Source organism: Acidobacteriota bacterium (assembly GCA_016715115.1).
Classification (GTDB): Bacteria; Acidobacteriota; Blastocatellia; order Pyrinomonadales; family Pyrinomonadaceae; genus JAFDVJ01.
Map to the genome: position 1 here is coordinate 554,284 of JADKBM010000004.1, position 23,684 is coordinate 577,967.

General features: G+C 56.1%; 21 protein-coding genes. 11 read left to right on the top strand and 10 right to left on the bottom strand.

What is annotated here, in order from left to right; genetic code table 11:
* Positions 1-14 precede the first annotated feature (14 nt).
* Together IPN69_04705 and IPN69_04710 are read right to left on the bottom strand one after the other, a co-directional pair.
* The gene (locus IPN69_04705; GenBank protein ID MBK8810014.1) at positions 15-1,580 is read right to left on the bottom strand and encodes an aspartyl protease family protein; all 1,566 of its coding nucleotides are present in this window, start codon (positions 1,578-1,580) and stop codon (positions 15-17) included.
* A gap of 38 nt (positions 1,581-1,618) precedes the next feature.
* Complete coding sequence (locus IPN69_04710) at positions 1,619-2,281, bottom strand: N-glycosylase/DNA lyase (GenBank protein MBK8810015.1); 663 nt, start codon at positions 2,279-2,281, stop codon at positions 1,619-1,621.
* Positions 2,282-2,771: 490 nt separating this feature from the next.
* Here IPN69_04710 and IPN69_04715 point away from each other — a divergent pair, with 490 nt between their 5' ends.
* Together IPN69_04715 and murJ are read left to right on the top strand one after the other, a co-directional pair.
* Positions 2,772-4,169, top strand: coding sequence for a D-alanyl-D-alanine carboxypeptidase (locus tag IPN69_04715; protein ID MBK8810016.1), 1,398 nt, complete (start codon positions 2,772-2,774; stop codon positions 4,167-4,169).
* Positions 4,170-4,283: 114 nt separating this feature from the next.
* Complete coding sequence (gene murJ, locus IPN69_04720) at positions 4,284-5,990, top strand: murein biosynthesis integral membrane protein MurJ (protein MBK8810017.1); 1,707 nt, start codon at positions 4,284-4,286, stop codon at positions 5,988-5,990.
* 545 nt (positions 5,991-6,535) lie between these two features.
* Here the strand turns inward: murJ and ligA are convergent.
* Positions 6,536-8,554 (bottom strand): NAD-dependent DNA ligase LigA, encoded by a 2,019-nt coding sequence (gene ligA, locus IPN69_04725; GenBank protein MBK8810018.1) that lies wholly within the window; start codon positions 8,552-8,554, stop codon positions 6,536-6,538.
* A 210-nt stretch (positions 8,555-8,764) separates the two neighbouring features.
* Here ligA and IPN69_04730 point away from each other — a divergent pair, with 210 nt between their 5' ends.
* Positions 8,765-10,723, top strand: a complete 1,959-nt coding sequence (locus IPN69_04730; GenBank protein MBK8810019.1) for a VCBS repeat-containing protein — start codon at positions 8,765-8,767, stop codon at positions 10,721-10,723.
* Positions 10,724-10,832: 109 nt separating this feature from the next.
* Here the strand turns inward: IPN69_04730 and IPN69_04735 are convergent, their stop codons facing one another.
* The 3 genes from IPN69_04735 to IPN69_04745 are packed head-to-tail and all read right to left on the bottom strand — an operon-like array spanning position 10,833 to position 13,176.
* Positions 10,833-11,360: an MOSC domain-containing protein gene (locus IPN69_04735; protein MBK8810020.1), complete on the bottom strand. Its 528-nt coding sequence runs from the start codon at positions 11,358-11,360 to the stop codon at positions 10,833-10,835.
* Positions 11,357-12,403, bottom strand: a complete 1,047-nt coding sequence (locus IPN69_04740) for a Rieske 2Fe-2S domain-containing protein (GenBank protein ID MBK8810021.1) — start codon at positions 12,401-12,403, stop codon at positions 11,357-11,359. Before IPN69_04740 ends, IPN69_04735 begins: the two co-directional genes overlap by 4 nt.
* Positions 12,404-12,414: 11 nt before the next feature.
* Entirely contained in the window at positions 12,415-13,176 is a 762-nt protein-coding gene (locus IPN69_04745; GenBank protein ID MBK8810022.1) for a GNAT family N-acetyltransferase, read from the bottom strand.
* Between the two features lie 188 nt (positions 13,177-13,364).
* Here IPN69_04745 and IPN69_04750 point away from each other — a divergent pair, with 188 nt between their 5' ends.
* The 3 genes from IPN69_04750 to IPN69_04760 all read left to right on the top strand — a co-directional run bounded on the left by IPN69_04750 (position 13,365) and on the right by IPN69_04760 (position 16,530).
* Complete coding sequence (locus tag IPN69_04750) at positions 13,365-14,885, top strand: DnaJ domain-containing protein (GenBank protein MBK8810023.1); 1,521 nt, start codon at positions 13,365-13,367, stop codon at positions 14,883-14,885.
* 72 nt (positions 14,886-14,957) lie between these two features.
* Positions 14,958-15,593: an HD domain-containing protein gene (locus IPN69_04755; GenBank protein MBK8810024.1), complete on the top strand. Its 636-nt coding sequence runs from the start codon at positions 14,958-14,960 to the stop codon at positions 15,591-15,593.
* Position 15,594: 1 nt separating this feature from the next.
* Positions 15,595-16,530 carry a hypothetical protein gene (locus IPN69_04760; GenBank protein MBK8810025.1) on the top strand — a complete coding sequence of 312 codons (936 nt, stop codon included), beginning with the start codon at positions 15,595-15,597 and terminating at the stop codon, positions 16,528-16,530.
* Here the strand turns inward: IPN69_04760 and IPN69_04765 are convergent.
* The 3 genes from IPN69_04765 to IPN69_04775 all read right to left on the bottom strand — a co-directional run bounded on the left by IPN69_04765 (position 16,520) and on the right by IPN69_04775 (position 18,976).
* Positions 16,520-17,794, bottom strand: a complete 1,275-nt coding sequence (locus IPN69_04765; protein ID MBK8810026.1) for an MFS transporter — start codon at positions 17,792-17,794, stop codon at positions 16,520-16,522. The genes IPN69_04760 and IPN69_04765 overlap by 11 nt on opposite strands.
* A 73-nt stretch (positions 17,795-17,867) precedes the next feature.
* Positions 17,868-18,662 (bottom strand): enoyl-CoA hydratase/isomerase family protein, encoded by a 795-nt coding sequence (locus IPN69_04770; protein MBK8810027.1) that lies wholly within the window; start codon positions 18,660-18,662, stop codon positions 17,868-17,870.
* A 32-nt stretch (positions 18,663-18,694) separates the two neighbouring features.
* Positions 18,695-18,976, bottom strand: coding sequence for a zinc-ribbon domain containing protein (locus tag IPN69_04775; protein ID MBK8810028.1), 282 nt, complete (start codon positions 18,974-18,976; stop codon positions 18,695-18,697).
* A gap of 149 nt (positions 18,977-19,125) precedes the next feature.
* On the opposite strand from IPN69_04775, the gene IPN69_04780 reads away from it, so the two are divergent.
* Positions 19,126-19,494: a carboxypeptidase regulatory-like domain-containing protein gene (locus tag IPN69_04780; GenBank protein MBK8810029.1), complete on the top strand. Its 369-nt coding sequence runs from the start codon at positions 19,126-19,128 to the stop codon at positions 19,492-19,494.
* On the opposite strand, the gene IPN69_04785 is transcribed toward IPN69_04780, so the two are convergent.
* Complete coding sequence (locus IPN69_04785; GenBank protein ID MBK8810030.1) at positions 19,451-20,416, bottom strand: histone deacetylase; 966 nt, start codon at positions 20,414-20,416, stop codon at positions 19,451-19,453. The genes IPN69_04780 and IPN69_04785 overlap by 44 nt on opposite strands.
* A 56-nt stretch (positions 20,417-20,472) precedes the next feature.
* Between IPN69_04785 and IPN69_04790 the strand changes: the two genes are divergently transcribed.
* The 4 genes from IPN69_04790 to IPN69_04805 all read left to right on the top strand — a co-directional run bounded on the left by IPN69_04790 (position 20,473) and on the right by IPN69_04805 (position 23,682).
* On the top strand, positions 20,473-21,285 hold the full coding sequence (locus IPN69_04790; protein ID MBK8810031.1) for a helix-turn-helix transcriptional regulator: 813 nt from the start codon (positions 20,473-20,475) through the stop codon (positions 21,283-21,285).
* Positions 21,286-21,361: 76 nt separating this feature from the next.
* The gene (locus tag IPN69_04795) at positions 21,362-22,294 is read left to right on the top strand and encodes a proline racemase family protein (protein ID MBK8810032.1); all 933 of its coding nucleotides are present in this window, start codon (positions 21,362-21,364) and stop codon (positions 22,292-22,294) included.
* On the top strand, positions 22,291-23,445 hold the full coding sequence (locus IPN69_04800; protein ID MBK8810033.1) for an FAD-binding oxidoreductase: 1,155 nt from the start codon (positions 22,291-22,293) through the stop codon (positions 23,443-23,445). Before IPN69_04795 ends, IPN69_04800 begins: the two co-directional genes overlap by 4 nt.
* A complete protein-coding gene (locus tag IPN69_04805; GenBank protein ID MBK8810034.1) occupies positions 23,446-23,682 on the top strand; it encodes a (2Fe-2S)-binding protein in 237 nt (78 codons plus the stop codon).
* The last annotated feature ends 2 nt before the right edge of the window (positions 23,683-23,684 follow it).

Here is a 23,684-nt window from a genome sequence, read left to right on the forward strand (position 1 = left end):
GAATCGGAACGAACTTACTTTCCGACCGGCGTAAAAATGACTTTCGAGTTCTTGAAATCGAACGTCAATCGGTAGTTCTTGAGAAAGTTCCCGCCAAGTATCCCAGATTGGCGAAATCCCGAAGCTTCGTTGATGATATTCAGATCGAGCGCGACGGCCATTATGCTTTCGCGGGAATGGCTGCCGAAGGTGACGCGCGGAAGCATAAAGGACCTGACGTTGTCGGTGATTCCGGCCGCGCCGATGACGCGCATCGTTTCAACCCGCAGGAATCGGCTCATTTCTTCTGTTCCGGCGAGTTCGTCCGAGATAACGGATACGCTCGCTCCGGTATCGACTATGAAATTCAAGCTTCGCTCGATTCCTTCGAGCTGGACCTCGCCGCTGAGAAAGCCGCTCGACGTCAGACGCAAGGGAAGAAACAGCTCACCTTCCGGAATCGTCCCAATATCGTCGGCCACCTCCTTTTTCGTCAACGTGAACTTTCGTTCGCCATAGTCGAGCGTGGTCAAAAACTTCGAGATCAAGGAAAGGCCGATATAACCGTCTATTCGTTCGTCATTCGAATGAAAGTCCCGAATGTAAACCGGCACGTTTCGAACCTGCACGTCACCGATCTCGACCGACTTCAAGAATCCGTAAACGATCTCGAACTTCCCCGTTCCACCGATCGCCCGCGCAAGTCCGCCGCGTGTGACCGTCTTTATCTTCAAGCGCTCTGCGGTCTCTTGCGAGATTACACTGATCCCCGAACCCGTATCGAGAACGAAGCGCAGAGGCTCATCGTTACGGTTCAGGCGAACCTCCAGGACCGGTCGGTCGCGGAGCAAATCAATGTTGACCGACGCCTGTTTTGCGCCGGTGACGTCGTACAGCGACGCCTTCTGTCCCAGAAAGCTCAGAAAATTGATCAATCCTTTGATCCGGTCGCGACGCTCAAAGTCCGCTTCGGGAGAAATTTGCAAAAAGCGTCGATACGCTTCCGCAGACTCCCGATAGCGCTCGGCCCGAGCCGATACCTGTGCAAGGCTGAAAATGAAGTCGGGTTCTTCGGGGTCGTAGTACGCCGCCGTCTTGAGGTTTTCAATCGAATCGTTGATCCGATTCTCATAAAAGTCGAGCATCCCGAGCCCGGCCCATCCGAGTGCTTCCTTCTTGTTGAGAGTCAGCGAGTTGACCAAAACCGTTTCGGCTTCACGAAAGTTGCCCGCGCTGAGCAGTGTCGCTCCGAGAACGGCAAAAGCGTAGGAGTTCTTGGGTTCGGCCTTGGCGACCTCGAACGAAAGCTCGTAAGCATCGAGAAGTTCTTTTTGCTTGAGTGAAACGTAGGCAAGCTTGAGTTTTGCCGCCGAATGGTTCGGCTCGCGGACGAGCAGTGCGCGAAGGATCTTCTCGGCTTCTTCAAAGCGGCCTTTTCGAATCAGCTTTTCGGACTGTTTGATGAGAAATCGCGAATCTTCATCGGTTTGTTGAACATCGTCGGAGGCAAACGCGATCGCCGAAAGCAAAGCGACCGTGAGAACGAGACGCGCGACACGGAAAGGAAATCCATCAACAACGCCAAGAATTCCAAATCGCATAATTCCAAAACTCCTTTCCCGATCTTCGATTTTTTTCTTTACTTCAGAATCTCCCCGGTTTTCATCGACCAAAGGACCAGATCCAGCTCGTCAAAGTCGATTTCGGAACGAAGGGCAAATTTTTTCAGCTTGTCTTCGACCCTTAGATACTTCGAACGCGTATTTGGTGGCTTAGGTTCCTCGATAATTTTCAACTCCGACATACAGCGCAAGACGTGTTTGTCGAGTATTGCGTATCCTTTAAGTCCAATGTTGCGCAGATAATGGCTGGCTTCTTTGTACCCAAGCCCCTTAATTCCCTTTTCCTTCACGAGCCAATCGCGTCTTTCAAGCGGATCGCTGAAGCCCGACAAGCGTTGGCGCAACCGCATTTCGCAATCCGCCGTAAGAAACTCACGCGAGGCCACGATGTAGCGAGCGCGGGCCCGCGGATAGCGGTGACGGCCAACGAGCGCGTTCATCAGTTCCTCGTGGGAGCCTTCTTTAAGCAGGCCGCGAACGGCCTCGACCGATCTGAGCCCCATTCGGGCGGAGCAACCGCCGGTAAAGAAGCAGTAAACCATTTCTTCCCACAACCGGTCGTCATCCCCCGATTGCCAAACCGATGAAAACTCTTCCAAACGCTGTCGAATCTCAACCCCGCGTTCGGCGTGCGCTCGCTTAATGTTTTCAAATGTTGAGGGTTCGCGCTCTTTCTTCACAGCCTTCGGATTGCCGTCAATTTTATGCTCATTCGGGGGTAATTGCAATGATTTCGAGTTTTTACCGGAGCGCGGACTGGAGCGCGGGCATCCCTGCCCGCACGACGCGAAAGCGTCGAAAGCCTCAAACCTCGGACGCCCTTTCGCGCAATGCGCTCAGGCGCGCAGGGATGCCCGCGCTCCAATCGGACGCCCTATCGCGCAATGCGCTCAGGCGCGCAGGGATGCCCGCGCTCCAATCGCTTGCGCTCAAAAAAACTTCTTGACAATTATTTTTCTTGATGTATAAGAATTATGTGTTGTTTCCATAAGGAAATGTTAATTCCTGACATCTTGGAAACCGTTGTTTTCATCCAAGATCAGGTTGCGCGAAACTCGTCGATTCGCGCATGCGCTTGAAAAGTCGGCTGATGATTGTGTTATAATCGTGCCAGCCTTTCTTTTTCGAAGAGAGCCTGCCGCAAACACAAACAAATACCCGAGATTAGCAATGAAGAGTTTTACCGTTAGAATTGTCATTTGTGTCGCCATATTGTTGGCGGTCGGATTTTCGGCTTCGAACACCAACGCCCAGGTCTATACTCGCCCGGCGACGCCTTCACCGACGCCCAAGCCTCTGCTTCAGGACATTCAGGTGGTTCCGCAAGGCGGTTCGACGACAAATCAAACTCAGACCAAGGGTGTCACCAAAACGGCTGCGACATCCTCCGTTTACCCGACGCTCGCCGACGTTCAGATTCCGGGATACTCGGGAGTGCTCGTTGAAACGCTTGAAGGCAAGAACGTGGTCGACAGTTATTCGAACTATGCGTTCAACCCCGCGTCGAACGTGAAGATCGCGACCGCGTATGCGGTGCTCAAAACGTTCGGCCCCGACTTCCGTTTCCAAACAACGGTCTGGACCGACGGTCAGGTTGACCCGGCGACGCGCACGCTCGTTGGGAATCTTTATGTCTCGGGACGCGATCCGATGTTCAATCTCGAGCACGGTGTCCGCCTCGCGCACGAACTCAACAATCTTGGGATTCAAAGCATCAGCGGCGATCTGATCGTGACCGACAATTTTGCGATGAACTACAGTATGTCGCCGGTCGCATCGGGAAATAACTTGCTCGCATCGCTCGACGCCGGCCGTCGGAATGCCGCAACGTCGAAGGCCTGGCAGAATTACCTTTTGAATTCCGGCAAGTTCGGACAGGCGATCTCGTTGCCGTCGATCTCGATTTCGGGAACAGTATACGTTCAACCGATGCCGGGCAGTCTGCGACCGCTTTTCACGCACGAGTCGGCGCCGATGAAAGAGATCCTCAAGGTCACACTGAGTTATTCGAACAACTTTCTGTCGGAACGCCTTGGCGATATGGTCGGCGGCGCGTACCGCGTTGCCCAGATCGTCCAGCAGGGCGCGGGCGTGTTCCCGCAAGAGTTCATTCTTCAGACTTCGAGCGGTCTCGGGATCAACCGTGTCACGCCAAGGGCGATGATGAAGCTTCTTCGCGCGCTCCGAACCGATCTGGCACGTTACAAACTCGGCTTTTCCGATGTGATGCCGGTGGCGGGAATCGACAAGGGAACTCTGGAAGGGCGATTTGATTCGGATTTCGCTCGCGGCAGCGTCATCGGCAAAACCGGAACTCTCGGGAACACGGATGGCGGCGTCAGCGCTTTGGCCGGCGAGATCGGCACCCGCAGCGGCACGCTCTTGTTCGTGATCTTCAATCAGCGCGGCAGCGTCCCGCGGTTCCGCGCATTTCAAAACAGTTACGTTTCGATGATCCAGAGCCAGTTCGGCGGCGCCGCGCCGATGACCTACAACGCGGTCTCGCTCGACGTCCGAATCGCCAATACGCGCGTCACGTATCCTGAAACTCGCGCCCGCATTAATTGATCACCAGAACAATTCAACATTGTGCGAAAGAAAGGGCATCGACGGCGATGTCCTTTCTTTTGTTGCAGTTTCGGCCGATTGGGTTGATAATTCCTACTTTGAGAACCGACCGAAATGACCGAAACCGAATCAACTCGCGAACCGTCCCCCGAAATTCCCGTAACAAAAGCGCGCAGCGTCACGAAAAGTGCCGGCATCGTCTCGATCGCCGTTATGTTTTCCCGTGTCCTGGGACTTGTCCGCGAAATGATCTTTTCGCGCTTTTTCGGCGCCGGATTTCTGTATGACGCTTTTTTGGTCGGTTTTCGGATACCGAATCTTCTGCGGGATCTTTTTGCCGAAGGTGCACTCTCAGCGGCGTTCGTCAAGGTCTTTACCGATTACCAGATCAAGAAGAGCGAGATCGAAGCCTGGCGATTGGCGAGTCTGGTATTCAATGCATTGGCGGTTGTCCTGAGCTTTGTTGCGATTCTCGGAATCCTTCTCTCTCCGTACATCGTGCCGCTGCTCGCGTGGGGTTTTCCTCCTGAAAAAGCGCGTCTAGCGGTGACGCTGACTCAGATAATGTTCCCGTTCATCCTGCTAGTGGCGATGGCCGCGGTCGCGATGGGCGTTTTGAATACGAAGGGACGATTCGGAATTCCCGCTTCGGCATCGACGGCGTTCAACATCGCCTCCATCGTTTTTGGTCTCGCGATGGCCTTTTGGCTGAGCGGTGGGACGTGGGAAATCTCGGCTGACAAGAACCTGGTTCCGAGTGCCGCGGCGCAATGGGCGATCACCGGAATGGCGATCGGCACTTTGATCGGCGGCGCGTTTCAGCTCTTCATACAGATTCCATCCCTCTACAAGGTCGGATTTCGTTTCATTCCGGCACTGAGTTTTACCGACGAGGGCGTGCGGCGCGTGATGCGTTTGATGGGGCCTGCGATCATCGGAACTTCGGCGGTGCAAGTAAAGGTCCTCGTCGACACCTTCGTCGTTTCGGGAATCGACGGCGGCCAGTCTTGGCTTTCATACGCCTTTCGGCTGATGCAATTCCCGATCGGCGTTTTTGGAGTCGCGATCGGCACGGCGGCAATTCCGACGCTTTCAAAACTCGCCTCCGAAGAGAACTTCAAGGAGTTTCGAAGCACGCTCTCCGACGCGGTGAAACTTATCTTTCTGCTGACGATACCGTCGGCCTGTGGACTGATCGTGCTCGGTGAACCGATCATCAGGCTGATCTACGAAGGTGGACGATTCGGCGCGGCCGATACCAATATGACGGCGTGGGCGCTTTCGGCCTACTCGGTCGGACTTGCGGGTTATGCGGCGATCAAGGTTTTGTCTCCGTCGTTTTACGCGCTCGATGACGCGAAGACGCCGATGTACGTGAGTCTCGCGTCGATCGTCGTACACGTCGGGACGAGTTACGGAATGATGAGACTGCTTTCGACCGTCGGGGTTACGCCCGAACGGCCGGGCGGTTTCGGCCACGTCGGAGTGGCGCTCGCGACGTCGCTCGTGGCACTCATCAATTTCCTCGCACTTTCGCTTTTGATGCGCCGCCGGATCCAACGGCTAAATGGCCGCGAGATCTTCGTCTCGTTCGTCAAGATCGCCATCGCATCGACGGCGATGTCGGCGGTTGCATATGGGGCTTATTTCATTCTCCACGCGCAGTTTGGCGGTGCAGGTCTGATCTTCAAGCTGATCGAGTGTTTCGTCCCGATCGGGCTCGCGGGAATTGTTTTCTTCGTCACCGCGAAGTTCTTGCGGATCAGCGAGGTTGACAAGATCTACGGCGCGATCTCGCGAAAACTCGGCAAAGGGAGATAGGAAGTGAGAGCTGGGAAGTGAGAACTGCGAAGTGAGAACTGGGAAGTGAGAGGTGGGAAGTGAGAGGTGAGAACTGGGAAATGGGAAGTGAGAACTGGGAAGTGAGAACTGGGAAATGGGAAGTGAGAGCTGGGAAGTGAGAACTGCGAGGTGAGAGCTGGGAAGGATTGTTCAGGGGGCTGTCTGGAAAGTCCATATTCCTGAAAGTCGCAAACGGGACAACAAAGTAGTGTGCGGCAACGCGAAAGAAACGAGCGCCGCCCTTTGTTGAACAACGTGACATCACGATCCTGCAAGGGTCGAACAATCAACAACTTACCTTCGACCCCTTCAGGGTCGGCGTCCCATCTGACTAAAATCCTTGGGTTACGCTTCGCTCACCCCAGGCTATTATCTGATTCGCTTTCAGCGAATTTGTCCGTTTTTCAGACAGCCTCATTCCATTTCTCATTTCGAAGTTCCCACTTCTCAGTTCTCATTTCCCAGCTCTCACTTCCCACTTCTCACTTCTCAGTTCTCACTTCCCACTTCTCAGTTCTCACTTCTCAATTCCCCGCTTCCGCCAACATCGCTTGAAACTCCGATTCATCCAGGACCGTCACGCCGAGCGATTCGGCCTTGGTCAGTTTCGATCCGGCGTCCGAACCGGCGACGACGAAATCGGTCTTTTTGCTGACCGAACTCGCCGTGCGGCCGCCGCGCTGCTCGATCAGACGCGCCGCCTCGTCGCGTGTGAACGATTCGAGTTTCCCCGTCAAAACGAACGTCTTTCCGACAAACCGTTCATCCAGATTCGCAACCGAGTCGGAGTCGATCTCCGTTTTGACGCCGAACGATTTGAGGCGTTCGACCAACTCGATATTTCTTTCGTCCCTAAACCAGCCGGATACGCTTTCGGCTACCGTCAGACCGATCTCCGGAATGTCGTCAAACTGTTCGACCGATGCCGTTTTCAAGCTCTCGATGTCGCGAAAGTGATTGGCGAGGATCTTCGCGTAACGTTCACCGACGTGACGGATGTCGAGCCCAAACAGCAATCGCCGCAACCCACGCGATTTTGAGATCTGGATCTGTTCGAGCACCTTTGTGGCCGATTTTTCGGCCATCCGTTCGAGCCCGGAAACGGTTTCGAGATCAAGCGCGTAAAGATCGGCGACATCGTGAATCAAACCCCGATCGACGAGCTGTTCGATCAGAACGTCACCCAGTCCTTCGATGTCCATCGCCTTTCGCATCGCGAAATATCCAATGCGAGCCTTGAGTTTTGCCGGACAAACCGGATTCGAGCACCGCCGGACAGCCTCACCTTCGGGCCGGATCGCGTCGAACCCGCAAATCGGGCAATTGCGCGGAAATTCGTATTCGACCTCTCCGCCCGTGCGGCGCGATTCGACAACGCCGAGTACCTGCGGAATTATCTCGCCGCTTTTTTCGATGTTGACGAAATCGCCGATTTTTATCCCGAGCCGAATGATCTCGTCCTCGTTGTGAAGGCTCGCGCGCGATACGGTTGTGCCGGCGAGGAGCACCGGTTCGAGTTCGGCAACCGGCGTCAGCGCTCCCGTGCGACCGACCTGGATCGTGATCCCGTTGAGCCGCGTCATCGCCTGCATCGCCGGATATTTGTAGGCGATCGCCCATCGCGGCGCCTTTGTCGTCGATCCGAATTCCTCCTGAAGCGCGGTCGAATTGACTTTGACCACGACGCCGTCGATGTCGTAATCGAGAGCGTCGCGGAGCGCCAGCATCTCATCGCAAAAGGCGATCACGGCATCGATATCGGTGCACAGACGCCGGTTCGGATTGACGTTGAATCCTTGTTTCTGCAACCATTCGAAATTCTCCCAATGCGAGGCGAACGGCTTTTGATTTCCTTCCCAAACGTCGTACGGGAACATATCGAGCTTGCGCGAGGCGACGACCGCGGAGTCGAGTTGCCGAAGAGTGCCGGATGCGAAATTTCGCGGATTCGCGTACAGCTTTTCGCCCTGCATCTCAAGTTCGGCGTTGATGCTCTCGAACACCGAACGCGCCATAAAAACCTCGCCGCGGACCTCGATCGCCGCCGGAAACCCATCGGTCAGACGATGCGGGATCGACTTGATCGTTTTCACGTTCGGCGTCACGTTGTCGCCGGTAGAGCCGTCGCCGCGTGTCGCGCCGACCGACAGCGCGCCGTTTGCGTAATGGAGTGAAACCGAGAGGCCGTCTATCTTGAGTTCGGCGACGTAATCCAGTTTGCGCCCGTCGGCAAGCCTTTGGCACCGCTCGTCGAAGGCGCGCAATTCGTCGATGTTGTATGAGTTGTCGAGCGACATCAGCGGGACCTTGTGGGTGAACGACGCGAATCCTTCGGCGCGGCCGCCGACGCGCTGGGTCGGACTTTCGGGACTGATCAGTTCGGGGTGCGCCGACTCGATCTCCTTCAGGCGTTCGAGCAGTTTGTCGAACTCGAAGTCGGAGATCTCCGGCTCGTTTTTCTGATAATAGAGTTCGTTGTGACGATCGATCTCGGCGCGCAAATGTTGAAGTTCGGCCCGGGTATCTTGCTCGGAAATGTTCATAAAGGTGACGTGCGGCGCAGCGCCGCCGGACAACGAGAATTATAAAATCTTTTTGAGATTAACCGAAGGCGGCCATTCGATTTGCCGGATCAATGAGTCGGGTTCAGAATTTTGATTATGACCCGATATGCAAGTTTCGGATCGGGGTCGCGTTCTCCACATCACAAGGCAACTACAGCCTGCTGAGTCAAAAAAAACAGGAGAATATTTATGCTGAAAGAAATTTCAGTGTTCGCGGAATCGTTCGCGAACACCAGGATCGAAGTGTATAAAAAAGTCAGAACGGGAGCGCTGGGAATCGGCATCGGGATCGCCGCCATCCTTGGGCTATCGACCGCGGCGGACGCCGCTACCTTTACCGTAACAAGTCCAAGCAACTCCGGTGCGGGGACGCTACGCCAGGCGATCATCGACGCCAACAATGCCGCCGGGCCGGACACGATCAACTTTTCCCCGGCAGCCTTTCCCGCACAGATATCGATTCTCAGCATCGCAAGCGAGCTGACGATCACTTCCGACATTTCGATCGAGGGTTTCCCTGATCGCGAGATTTGGATCAATCCCGGACAAGCGTCGAGAATCTTCCAGATCTCGGGCGGCGTTGTACAGATCAGCGACCTGTTGCTCTTTTCAGGTCGGGTTCTTGGACCGGAATCGGGCGGCGGAATCCGGATTTCGCAGGGCACGACGACACTTAACAGAGTAACTTTTTGGAGCTGTTCCGCGGGAAACGGCGGAGCGATCTATGTTGAAAACGGTACTTTGAACCTGACGAATTCGACCGTCAGCGCAAATACGGCGACCTCAATCGGCGGCGCGATTCTGATCAATAACAGCGGCGCAACCGCCAACATCACGAGCAGCACGTTCAGCGCAAACTCGGCATCCTCCAGCGGCGGCTCTATCGGAGTGCTTACGGGAACGGTCAACGTCAGAAATTCGATCTTCGCAGACGGCACTGCTCCGTCCGGTCCTGAAATCTCAGGGACGATCGTTTCGCAAGGCTATAATTTGATCAAAAACGCCGCCGGAGCGACGATCACCGGAGTTACGACAGGCAATCAGCTGAACGTCGATCCGCTGCTCCTTCCGCTCAATACAAACGGCGGCGGAAGCCGCACGCAGGCGCTGAATAATGGAAGTCCGGCGATCGATTCGGGTGACCCGTCACTTTCCTCGACAACCGATCAGCGGCGGGCCAGAAGAAATACGGACGGCAACCGTAACGGCACCCCGGGCGTCGATATCGGCGCGTTTGAAGCGCAGACGAGCGTGGTCGATTACGATGGCGACGGAACCGCGGACCTCTCGGTGATGCGGACCAACTTTCCGGGTGTTGCCGACGGCGCAACGTCGCTCGTCGGTCAGCCGCGCGTCTGGTATTTCGGACGAAACATAGAGAACAATCTTCAGGAACAGATCGCGCCGAATCCGAATGGAGTCACTTCCATTCAGTTTGGCCTCGATGACGATATTGCGGCGCCGGCGGACTATGACGGCGATGGCCGCGTCGATGTCGCCGTCTTTCGGCCGACGACCGGTATCTGGTATCTCAATCGTTCGACCGCCGGTTTTCAGGCTCTTCAGTGGGGACTCTCCGGAGACGTTCCAGTCCCGGCGGACTATGACGGCGATGGCAAGGCGGACATTGCGGTGGTTCGTTCGGGAGTTTGGTACATCTTGAAATCGCAACAGGGTTACACCGGGTCGTTCAACCTCGGAAACGCCAATTCGAAACCGGTTCCGGCGGACTATGACGGCGATCTGAAAGCCGATCCGGCGATCTTCGAGAACGGGAATTGGACTGTTCTTCAGTCCTTGAACGGACAGCTTGCAACCCAATTCGGACTGGCAACGGACATCCCGATTCCCGCGGACTTCGACGGCGACGGCAAAGCGAATATCGCGGTATTTCGACCGTCGAACGGAACGTGGTTCATACTCAGACCGGCCGGCGGATTCGACACGACCCAGTTCGGACTCGCGGGTGACAAACTGGTTCCGGCGGACTACGACGGGGATGGGAGAACCGACATCGCGGTTTGGCGGGCAAACAACCAGAACGGTCGCGGAAACTGGTACATCCTGCGGTCGCGCGATGGATACGTCCTCAACGACTTCGGATTCTCGAATGACGCGCCGACCCCAAACGCGTTCGTTCGTCAATAGAAATCGACCGATCAAAATAGACGCTCGCCCTAAAGCCGATCTTCGAAAGAGCGGGCGAACGATCGATAGCACCACGCGGAGCGAAAGCGTCGCGTGGTGCTTTTCGATGCTATCGGACTTTTCTGACCTTGTCTCCGCGGCGGACGAAACCGGATCTGATCACCTTCGCGTAGATGCCCCGAAGATGGTGGCGTCTTCCGATCGGCGAGTTGACGAAGAGCATCGCTTCGAGACCGAAGCGCTCGACGAATTTCTTGCAGCCGTTGTGCGGCTTTTCGGTCACCTCAAGCATCGCTTCACCGACCTCGAGCCGGCTTCCGTTCGTGATGTTCTCTTCCGAAAGATCGAGATCCACGTATAGCTGGTCTCCCGCCAGCGCGCGGCGTGAGTCGTCCCGCGCGATCAGTCCGACGAGACGTGAGTTGATCATCGTGATCTGTGAATCGATCGCGCGGCCGGAACCGAACCAGTTGTCGCCGACGAGTCCTTTTTCGACATCGAGCTCACCCGTTTCAAGCTCTTCGCGTTCGTTTTCGCGGGGGCGCCGGACGATCAGTTCCAGCACACCAACATCCTTTGGCGACGCAAGGACGCTCTCGAGCGCGGCTTCGATCTCGGCGGTTGTCAGGTGATTCATCGATCCATAAACTCCGCGATCAGTCTGTGAAAATGATGCGTGCCCTGTTCACGCGTTGGCGAATAGCGGCCGCGGTCGTAGAATCTCGAACGAATCCCGCGCTGGACCGATTCGACGACCGCCTGATCTTCGAATTCGACGGTCTCAAGATCCGCGCCGGCGCCGGTTTCGCGCTTCGACTCGTCCGCGACGAATGTCAGGTACGACACCCGCGTCAAATCCGATCGGACGGGTTTGACGACGTTCACCGAAACACCCCACGGATAGTAATTGAGCATCAGATTGGGGAAAACAAAGAAGTAATAGGCGGCGATCCCGCCGGCGAATGTAGCCGAAATCTCCGGCGAATCAGCGGCCGCGACCTGGAGACTCGAAAAACGGAACGTCTCGGTCCGATACGAACCGTAGTCAATCGCGCGGTTCAGCCCCGAATGGACGTATGGAATGTGAAATCCTTCGAGATAATTCTCACAGTACAACGCCCAATGCGCGTTGACCTCGTAATCGTCCGCCGCCGCGAAACGGAGCGGACCGGAATAGAGTCCGGATGCAATTCGGCGCACATCGGCCAAAAAGACGTCGATGGACGCGGCGGGTTCCAGCGAAACGAATGCAAGATCCTGCCAATCCTCGCACGGAACTCGCGCCAGATCGTCACGTTCGGTAGGAAAGTTGAGCGTTTGCTCAAATTCCGGCATCGACAAAAAGCGTCCCGCAAGATCGAAACGGCGGCCGTGATAGCCGCAACGAAGCCCATTCGCGCGGCACTCGTCTTCGACCACGATCTTCCCGCGGTGCGTGCAGACATTTGACACGCAAGCGATCGATCCGCCGATTCGTGTCAGCGCGAGAGGTTCGTCGAGAAAACCCGGGAGCAAGACCACGGGCTTGACGTTATCGACGGTCGAAGCGACGGCCGACACTTGCCAGGTTCGCGCGAAGATCTTCTCCTTCGACTCCTTGAAAATCCCGTCGCTCGTGTAAAACTCGGACGGCAAGGTCTCGGCGAGGCGTATGTCAGGATTTATTTTGAATCTGGACATCGCACAATCGATCAGCTTTTGAAGAGGAAATACCGCGGTGCGCCGTTGCCGCGATCAAAGCCACGGCCGAAGAAACCGTCGGCGAACGCACTTGTAAACTCGTTCTTGATCCGTTCTTGCTGGGCGATGGCTTCGCGAAGATCGGTTCTCACCAGTTCGTCCCAATTCGCGGGAATCTCGATCGCACCGTCGAAATCATCCGATTCGACATATGATCCGCCACGACTGAGCGCGTTGACCTTATCGCTTTCAAGATGCCATTCGGCAAACAACCGGTCGCTATCGAGCCCGAGTTTGCCGCCATCGTTGTGCGCGGCCGGGTAGTCCGTTCCGTAGAAGTTAGGCTCGTAATGCCGGACGATCGCGCCTAATTTCTCCAAATTGAAATAAGCGTTCCGGGCCTGGACCGGCTGAAACGTCCATTTGATGAACTTCACGCCTTCCGCGAGGGCGCGTTCGCGCTGCGCCCACTTGAGTCGCGCGCCGATCCCAAAACTCTGAAAATCCCGAGCGACCGCGGTCATATGCGAGTAGAACGCGTGTTCGCCGCGCAGGAACGCCGGAACGCTGAGGACGAATCCGACCAAACGATCGCTCGAAAAAGCACCGAGCGCGAAACCGCCCGCGTTCTTCGTGACGATGAAGTGGCGAACCGGCGAGATCTCGATCTCGGGCAATGCGAATACATCGCGTTGGAGCTGAACGCAAGCGCTCAATTCATCAACCGTAAGGCATTCGCGAACAATGATTTCTGAGTTTGAATCTGCCGTCATTCCGTCAACAAATTTATCAGAGCAGGGCAGGATTAGACAATTTGCACGACAAAATATTTGCTTAACTTCTGACTTGCCGATTTGGTATTATGATAAACGGCGATCAACACTTTTTCCGCTCGCCGTTCGCTTTCCCAATGAGTTCACACAGTAATTTGGAAATTTCCGGTAATCTAGCCGATCACCCGTTGGCAGAGGTTCTGACGGAGTTGCTCTACGCGGAGCTCGACGGGTCGATTCGACTTTCCACGCACGATTCAAAAGCGGTGATCTACGTTCGCGATGGCGAACTTCTTTTTGCCGTTTCGAATCAGCGACGATTCCGTATGTTTCAGATGCTGCTCGACGCGAACCTGATCACGAAAGCGGCTTTGGTCGACATTCCCGAGTTCACCAACGACGTTTTGCTTGCAAAGACGTTGCGTCAAAGGGATCTTGTACCTGAAACAGCCCTCGAGATGCTTCTCGCCAGACAGGTCGAATCGATTCTATATGAAACGATCGGCTGGAAGGAAGGCACTTGGAACTTCAGTCCGCTAGCGAGGATCAAAGGCGATATGCGCTGCAATATTGATGTTCAAGCCATTTTGGTCAAGTACGCGCGGGATCTGCCCCCGGATTCGATCGTTCGCCGCTTCAGAAGCTTCAAGGAATCGTTTGGTCGAAAAGCCTCGTTTCCGGCGCATATCAACCTTGTTCCGCGAGAGGCATTTCTCCTATCGCGTTTTGAGAACGGACTGCTACGAATAGAGGAGCTGAACCAAATGACGGGCTTGCCGGACGCCGAGAATCTGCGAGGGCTTTACTCCCTTTGGCTTGGCGGTTTCCTGATGCGTACCGGTTGGAACGCCCCGATCAGCGCGAGGCAGATCACCGAGATCCATTCGGCAAAACTCGAATTGAAGATGCCTGACGAGCCTGTTCCTGAACCGGTGGCTAACGAACCGTCGCAGCCGGTCGAAGCGGTTCCAAAACCAGAATCGCCGGTCGATTCACCGGGTCCTGTACCTGAACCGAAACAAGAGATCTCGCTTGAATCATATCTCTTACGAATCGAAAGCTCCGAAACGCACTATGAAACGCTGGATGTCCCGATCGAGTCTTCCGCAGAGCAGATAAAAAACGCCTATTTTGCGCTCGCCAAGAGGTTTCATCCCGATTTGCACTACAGAAGCGCCGACGATGAAAGCCGTCGCCGCATCCAAAACGCGTTTACCGAGATCGCGCACGCGTATGAGACGCTTCGCAACGAAGATACGCGGCTCGGTTACGATTACCGGCTGAAGGCGATTCTCGACGAACTGCGGCGGCAGGGCAAAAACCCCGAAAAGAAGGAGCCGACGAGTCATAAACAGCTAACTGAAGCCTCGGAAATCTTCGATCACGGATTCAATCTGTTGATGGAAGAAGAATATGAAGCGGCATTGCCCTATCTGACACGCGCCGTTTCAATGGCTCCCAACAACGCGCGATACCACGCTTATTACGGCAAGGTGCTTTCGGCCGATCGTTCGCTGAAATTCAAAGCCGAAGCAGAGATCCAAACGGCCATCAAACTTGAACCCGAAAATCCGACGTTCCGGCTTCTGCTCGCCGAGTTCTTTATTGACCATAATCTTCTCAAACGGGCCGAAGGCGAACTCAACCGTTTGATTGCGAATTTCCCAGATAATTCGGAAGCCCGCGCAATGCTCGACAGGTTGCGGTAGAAATCGTTAAACTGTACGGTAGTTTGAAGTTTTCGCCGCGATCCCGCTTTCTTCGAGCTGAGTCCGAAAAATATGGAAAGTATCTTTGCCGCCGAGTCGCCGGTAGTTGAATCGTTTGACGACGTTTCGACGGAACTTGGCGCGGAAATCGACGATTTTGAAGGTTACGCGCACGCGCACGGACGTCGCATCGCGGCGATCGCCGATGCGTTGGCCGAAAAGTTCAATTTTGCTTCCCACGACCGGTCTTCGCTGAGGCAGGCCGCAATGCTTCACGACATCGGTGAGATGCTGATGAATCGTGAGTACATTCGTTCAAGCCGCGTTCTGAACGACGATGAACGGATCGATATGCAACGCCACACGGTGATCGGAGAACAGGAAGCGGCGCGGCGCGGGAATTCACGCGCGGTCCAGCTTTTGATTCGCTGGCATCACGAATGGTGGAACGGCGGCGGCTATCCGGACGCGCTCGAGCGCGACCAGATCCCACTCGCCGCAAGAATTCTTCGGGTCGCGGACACGTACTGCGCGATGACCGATTCACGCCCTTACTCGATGGCAATTTCCGCCAGCGAAGCAATGCGCTACCTGATCGAATGGTCAGGAATCGAATTCGATCCGAAAGTAGTCGCGGCCTTTTTGTCGCTTCGCGAACTGCCCGAACTCGTCTCGTACGCCGACGAGCGTCCCGCAAATTTTGACTGAGATGCAGACGAATCAAACAAACAATACGAAAGGGTGGCTCGCATTCGAACTTACCGTCTTGAAACGGCTTAAGTTCGGATCGGTCGCGATGCCGTTTGCCAACGACGCCGGTCTGGGCAGTTACCTCAAACGATGGAACGTCTGCGTTCACGCCAACGATCTGACGTTGACCGGTTGGACGAAGTCGGTCGCCTCGATTCAAAACAACGGCGAGGTTCTGTCAGACGAAGACATCGAAACAGTTCTCGAAGATGCTTACGTCCCGGGTTACCGGCTTATGAATCCGGCGCTACGCAATTGGTTCGGCGAGACGGACGCGTGGTGGTTCGACAATGTTCGGCGGAACATCGAACGCCTGGGTTCCCCGGTGCGGCGAGGGATCGCGGCGACGATCGCGCTCGCAGTGGGCGATTACGCGCTCTCGTTCGACGAATCGACGCGTGAGCTTCGCCAGCCGCTTTCGACGGTCTTCAGGCGCCTTCGGACCTCGTTTCCGGCGCCGGTAAACAACAATCAAGCGAACACGTCCTCGAATATGAACGGTTACGACTTCATCGCCGAGTCGTTTCGCTCCGAGCTTATGTTTCTGCGTTTGCCGAAAGCCCACAACCTGAACCAGAAGAACTACCTAGGCTGGACCGCTTGGCGTGAGGAATGGCTCCGGGGCGGCGGCGATTTCTGGAGCGAACTCGAATTTCGGCAGGCCGGCCGTCTCGGAACGTCTTGCGAAACGAAATCGCAGTATCTGCGCCTCGTCGAGGAACTGCTGCGAACCGCTGCGCATATCAAGTTGTGGGCAATCGCGCAAACCGATGACGGCTACGTGACCACACAGGAATTGGTCGAAACGATCGGAAATGTCCGCCGGGTCGATACGATCTACACCAAGGACTTCAGCGAGCTTACCGGCTCCAAAGCCGTCATCATCACGGCTTGACGCGGGTTTCGTCGGGTTCGGCCAGACGGATCTCCTCTTTTTGCCTCAAGAACCAGATCAAACCCGAACTTCCGGCGAGCAAACCGGACACGATCGTCAGCAATTGCGCTGAAACATAGTTCAGCGAAAGACCCGCGAGATAACTTGAAAAACTGAAGATCGTGATCTCCGCGCCGCGGTCGAGGGTCGTTATGCGGCCGCGGATGTGATCCGGAAGGCCGCGTTGAAAGATGGTTTCCTGAACCGCGTATTCGGCTCCGACCACGGTTCGCGAAAAGACCACGAAGAGCGCGGCAAGCCAAACCGTAGGCATAATTCCCGCAAGCGCGAACAGCACACCGTGTGCGAGGAGCGCCCAGCCGATGAACGAACGCTCGATCCGGCGGCGTTCGACAAAAGACCCGACGCGGTGCGCGAGGATCATCCCGATCGTCAGCCCGACGCCGTTCGACGACATCAGCACGGCAACTATGAAATCGGCGTTTTGCCCGAGTCCGCCGAAAACCTTCGTCGCCAATCCTTCAAAAGCCAGAAAAGTCGCCCCGCCGCCGGTGGCCCATATGATGTTCATCAAAAGGATCGTCAGCGCGAAGCGGTTCCTGACGGTGTAACGCATTCCTTCCTTGAGTTCCGCCATAAACGACTCTTTCTCGCGTTTCGCCGTTTCGTCCTCACGCATCGCTTCCTCGGAAACAAGCGAGATCGAGACCGCGGAAGCGAAGAACGAGAGCGCGTTGATGACGAAAGCAACGTCGTACCCAAAATAGGCCGATGCGATCCCGCCGAGCGCCGAACCGATCGCCATCAGCAGAAAGCGTGACGAAAACATCAGCGCGGTTCCCGAAAGAAGTCCGTCGCGGCCCGCGATGTTCGGAATCGCGGCATTCTTCGCGCCGTCGAAAAACGCCGACGCCGTCGATAAAACCACGGCGCCTGAATACGCGATCCACATATCGTCGCGCGAATCGACGAGCAAGAAAACGAGCGCCAGAAAGCCGCGGACGACATCCGTCCAGATCATGATCTGCCGGCGCGAAAACCGATCGGCGAGCGTTCCCGCAAACGGCATCAGCACCGACCACGGCAGAGTCCGGCAGAGGAGCAGAATTCCCGCAGCCTCCGGTGAGGCGCCCGAGACGAGGCGGATCAGACCGAGGCCCGCGATGTAGTTGAACCAGTTTCCGAGTTCGGAGATCAACTGGCCCGCGAACAGGTTGCGGAAATCGCGATTACCCCTTAAGAGTTGTGAATAAGTTAAGTTCATTACAAACTCTTCAAAAACAAAAAAGCCGTCGAGTTTAACCCTGACGGCTCAAACTTCATTCGATCAAGTATTATTACGATCCGCCGAACGCGGGCGGACGTTTTTCGAAAAACGCGTGAACGCCCTCTTTGAAATCGTCGCCGCGCCCTGATTCGATCTGCAAACGGTGTTCGAGATCAAGCTGTTCAGCAAGGTCATTCGAGAATGTCGCGTTGAGCATCTTCTTGATCCTGCCGATCACCGCCGTCGGGGCAAGCGCGAGGCGGGCCGCCATCAGCAGCGACTCTTTCATCAAAGCGTCGGCTTCGACGACGCGGTTGATCATCCCGATGTCCAACGCCCGTTCCGCGGAAATCGTTTCGCCGGTCATAAATATCTCGGCCGCGAGTTTTTCGCCGACGGCGCGCGGCAGAAAGAACGATCCGCCGCAATCCGGTGAAAGTCCGATCTTCACGAACGCTTCGTTAAAACTTGCGCCGCTTGCAGCAAAAACCAGATCGCACGCGAGAGCGAAATTCGTTCCGGCACCAGCGCAAACTCCCTGAACCGCCGCGAGGAACGGAACCGGCGTTTCACGGATCAGGCGAATAAGATCGTGAAGCGCCTTGAGAGGTTCCTCCATAAAGGCCTCGATGCGCCCTTCCTTTTTCCACATCAGCTGCATCTCGCGAAGGTCGCCGCCCGAACAAAACGCCCGACCCTCGCCCGTCAGAACAACCGCCCGGGCGTGGTCGGCGACTGCCGTGTTGATGGCGTCGAACAGATCACGTGTCAACTGCAGCGAAAGCGCATTGAGAGCGTCGGGCCGATTCATCGTAATCACCGCGACCGACTCCGTCAGTTCGTATTTTACGGTTTCAAATTCCATTGCTCTGAAATTCAAGCAGGTCGATCATCCGCTTAGGCGACTCTAACCTTCGAACGGCTCGCGTTGTAACATTCCCGACAGAGTACCGACCTCCCGATTTTCGGTTGAAACGGGACCTGATCGTGTTTACCGCAGTTGTCGCAAACGATCTCGAATCTGGCCGGGGCGTTCGCGCCGCCCGCGGCCTTTTTCGAACGGCATTTCGCGCAACGCTGCGGCTGCATCATATTGCGCTGGTAAAAGATCTCCTGTTCCTTCTCGGTGAAGATGAAAGTTTCCTTACACTGCACGCACGGAATCTCGATATCGGGCATCGCGTCGCCTCCTCTTTTTTGTCTTATGGGCGAAGTTTAACACAGTTGCCTGAGAGTGTCTAAATTATGCCTCCGTCCGATTGCTGGAAATGAACGGGCATTTCGACTATTATTCCAGCATCAGCAAAACCAGGACTTAGGAGAAGGCTATGGGAACCAAGTGTTTACTGCTTGCCCTCGTATTTCTGTCGTTCGCGTTCATCAATGAAGCGAATGCGCAGGTCGAGTTGCGCGGCGAGATTTCGGGAAGGATCGTAACTGAAATGGGGCGCAGCGTGAGGCGCGTCAGCGTACTCGTGATGGACCTCAACACGCTTGAAACGAGAACCGTCGTTTCAAACGACTTCGGCTACTTCGTGGTCGACGATCTTCAATTCGGGAGCACCTTTCTCGTCAACGCTTCGAGTGGCCGTTACTACTTCGCCTTTCCTTTCCAAACCGTCAATCTGGATCTGGTTTCGAGACAGGTCAACTTCATTGCTGCCGAATTTCCGGTCGCCCTTCCGAAAGCGCCCTGACGTGTGTAAGGACCGTTCGTCCGAGGGTCTGCAGATTGTAGCCGCCTTCAAGAACGGAAACGACACGGCCGCCGCAAACATCGTCGGCCCAGGATTTTATCGTCCTCGTCATTGACGCGAAATCGTTGTCCTCCAATCTCAATTGTCCGAGCGGATCGGTCAGATGCGCGTCGAATCCGGCGGAGATCAAGACCAGATCGGGCTTGAATCCTGAATCGATGTTCTCGATCGCTGCCTCGAACATTCGTTTTTGATCGCTTGCCCTGGTGTGCGCCTTGACCGGAACGTTCATCGTGTAACCCTTGCCGCGTCCGAATCCGGTTTCGCCCCGACTGCCCGAACCGGGATACCAGGGATACTGATGCATCGAGAAAAAGAACACGCTCGGATCGTCGAAGAAGATCCCCTGCGTCCCGTTGCCGTGGTGAACATCCCAATCGATGATCGCGACGCGCTCGATCTCTTTATAACGATTCTGAGCGTAACGCGCGCCGACCGCGACGTTGTTGAAAATACAAAATCCCATCGCGCTTTCGCCGGTCGCGTGGTGACCGGGCGGACGCGCCGCGACGAACGCATTGTCCGACTCGCCCGACATCACCGCATCGACCGCGCGGCAAACGCCACCGGCCGCGAACAATGCCGCGTCGAACGATTGCATCGATATCGCAGTGTCGGCGTCAAGAAACTCAAGCCCATTTTCGAACGCGCCGGCGACGCGCTTGAAATGATCTTTGGAATGCGCCGCCTGGATCAGTCCCTGCGACGCTTTTTCCGGGACGATCTCGAGCAATTCGCGCCACGCGGAATCGTCGCCCTTCATCGCCGCCATCACGGACTCATATCGGGCGGCCGTTTCGGGATGACCGATACCGGTTTCGTGTTTCAAGGCGATCGGGTGATGAATGAACGCGGTTTTCATAGTTGCCGATTTTCAAGCTTAGCACGCGTGCGGAAAAATGCTATATTGCAGACGAAATGGAGTCTGTCGCGATCAACTCAGAATTATTCGGAAAGAGTCTTCAAAGCCGCAAGGTGGCGGCATTTTCGCTATCCGAACGCTTTTATGCGCCGCATTTCAAAACTCCCGAACACACCCACGACAACGCGCTTTTTTGTCTCGTCCTGAAGGGAAACTACACCGAGACGTTCGGCCGCGCACACCGCGAATGCACGCCGCGAACGGCGCTGTTTCACGCCTCGGGCGATCCGCACGCCGAGCATTTTCACGATGCGGGCGGACATTCTTTCATCGTCGAGATCGAACGGACGTGGATGGCGAAGATCCGCGACGAGTTTGGTTTTCCAAGCATAACGTCGGACTTCCGACGCGGTGTTCTGCCGATCCTCGGCGCGAAGCTGTATCGCGAGTTTCGGCGCTTTGATGAAGTTTCGCCGCTGATCGTCGAAGGCCTGATGCTCGAAATAACCGGAGAGACCGCGCGCCGGACATTCGAGAAAAAAAGCCGCAAGCCGGATTGGCTGGTGACCGTCGAAAGCTACCTCCGCGAACGGCTCGCCGAACCGTTTTCGCTCAACGCGGTCGCCGCCGTCGCCGGTGTTCATCCGGTTCATCTCGCGCAGACGTTCCGCAAGTTTCACCATTCCTCGGTCGGCGCCTATCTGATGCGTTTGCGCCTCGACAGCGCGCGGCGCGAACTTACCGAGACGAAAAAGACGATCGCCGAGATCGCGCTCAGCCACGGTTTTTCCGACCAAAGTCACTTCACGCGGCGATTCAAATCGGAACTCGGAGCAACTCCCCACGAATATCGAAAAATTACATCCTAATTTCGTCCAATCAATCATAGACTCGTACAATCATCGCGGCGGCGCTTGAGTTAGAATCGTTTGAATGCCACAAAACATCCAACGGATACGCGTCATCGATTCACACACCGCCGGTGAGCCGACGCGTGTCGTGCTGCACGGCTTTCCCGATCTTGGCCGTGGCCCGCTTCCCGAACGACTCGAAAGATTTCGACGCGATCACGATTCGCTCCGGAATTCGATCGTCAATGAACCGCGCGGTCATTCAGCGATCGTCGGCGCGCTGCTTTGCGAGCCGCACGATCCAACTTGCGATGCGGGCGTGATCTTTTTCAACAACGTCGGATTCCTGAAAATGTGCGGCCACGGAACGATCGGACTCGTCCGGACGCTTGAGTTTCTCAACCGGATCGAACCCGGAACCGTGACGATCGAAACCCCCGTCGGAATCGTCGAAGCCGATCTCGATGAAACGGGATTAGTGACCATCTCCAACGTTCCCAGCTATCGGTTCGCGAAATCGGTGGCCGTCGATGTCGCTGGTTTTGGACGCGTTACCGGCGACATCGCCTGGGGTGGAAACTGGTTCTTTTTGGTTGAGGATCACGGATTGGCGATCGATCTTGAAAACCTCGCCGAACTGACGAGATTCTCGTCCGCCGTGAAGGATGCGCTCGGCATCGCGAAAATTACCGGCGCGAACGACGCGGAGATCGATCATATCGAGCTTTTTTCAGAATCGCCGACCGCAGACAGCCGCAACTTCGTCCTTTGTCCCGGAAACGAGTATGACCGTTCCCCGTGCGGAACCGGAACGAGCGCGAAACTCGCGTGTCTTTTCGAGGACGGCAAATTGGCCGAAGGCGAAGTCTGGCGTCAGGAGAGCATCATCGGCAGCCATTTCGAAGGCCGCATCAAGATCGAAGATGGTCGAATCATCCCGCAGATCCGCGGCACCGCGTTCATCACCGGTGACAATGAGCTGATGCTTGATGGAAACGACCCGTTTCGATTCGGATTTCGCGAATGAACTTTGATGTTGCGATCATCGGCGCCGGGATCGTCGGCGCGGCCTGCGCCGCGTCCCTTGCCCGCGAGGGTTTGAGCGTCGTCGTCATCGACGGAGTCGGCCCGGCTTCGGGCGCGACGGCGGCGGCGATGGGACATATCGTCGCGATGGACGACAGCGAGGCGCAATTTGCTTTGACGAGTTACTCGCAGAAACTCTGGAACTCGCTGGCGGATGAGATGCCGGAACGAAGCGAGTACGAGCGTTGCGGCACGATCTGGATCGCCGACGACGACGCGGAGATCGGCGAGGCGCGGCGGAAACGCGAATTCTATCAACAGCGCGGCGTTGCGTCGGAGTTATTGGACGAAAGATCGTTGCGCGAAACCGAGCCGAATTTGCGGCCCGGTCTTTCCGGCGGATTGCTCGTCGGCGGCGACAGCGTCGTTTATCAGCCGTTCGCGGCGAAGTTCCTGCTCGATCGAGCGGCCGTCTCGGGGGCGCGAGCGATTTATGGTAAGCGTGTCGTCGGAATCGATCGCGACGGCGTCCGGTTGGACGATTCGACGAAGATCCTGGCGGCGAAAACGGTCGTCGCCGCCGGTTGCGAGTCGAACGATCTAATCGACGGACTTCGGATCCGGCGCAAAAAAGGCCATCTCCTGATAACCGACCGCTATCCGGGTTTCGTCCGACATCAGTTGGTCGAATTGGGTTATTTGAAGTCGGCGCACGCGATTGAAACCGACTCGGTCGCGTTCAATGTTCAGCCGCGGATCACCGGACAGGTTTTGGTCGGTTCGTCGCGGCAATACGATGTTGACGATCGCGAGATCGATTTCGCGATCGTCAAGAAAATGATGTCACGCGCGAGTTTGTATCTGCCCGGAATCGCGCGGCTCTCGGCGTTGCGCGTCTGGACCGGATTCCGGCCCGCGACCGAAGACAATTTGCCTTTGATCGGCCGGCATCCGCGAATCGACGGTGTCTATCTGGCGACCGGCCACGAAGGACTCGGGATCACGACTTCGCTCGGAACCGCCGAACTGATCACCGACGAGATTCTCGGCCGCGAATCGGCGATCGACCGCGCCCCCTATTCGCCGGAGCGCGGGTGGAGCGCGGGTGGAGCGCGGGTGGAGCGCGGGCATCCTGCCCGCAAAAAACACTAAATGAAAACCCTTAAAATCAACGGCGCTTCAGTTTCGTTCACCGACGGCACGACCGTCGCGGCGGCGATTCTTTCGGTCGAAACAAGTTCGTTCCGAAAATCCGTCAGCGGCGAGAGTCGTTTGCCTCTGTGCGGGATGGGTACCTGTTTCGAGTGCCGCGTGACGATCGACGGCGTTAGTCACCGGCGGAGTTGTCAGACGCCGGTCGAAGACGGAATGGAGATCGGGACCGATTGAAT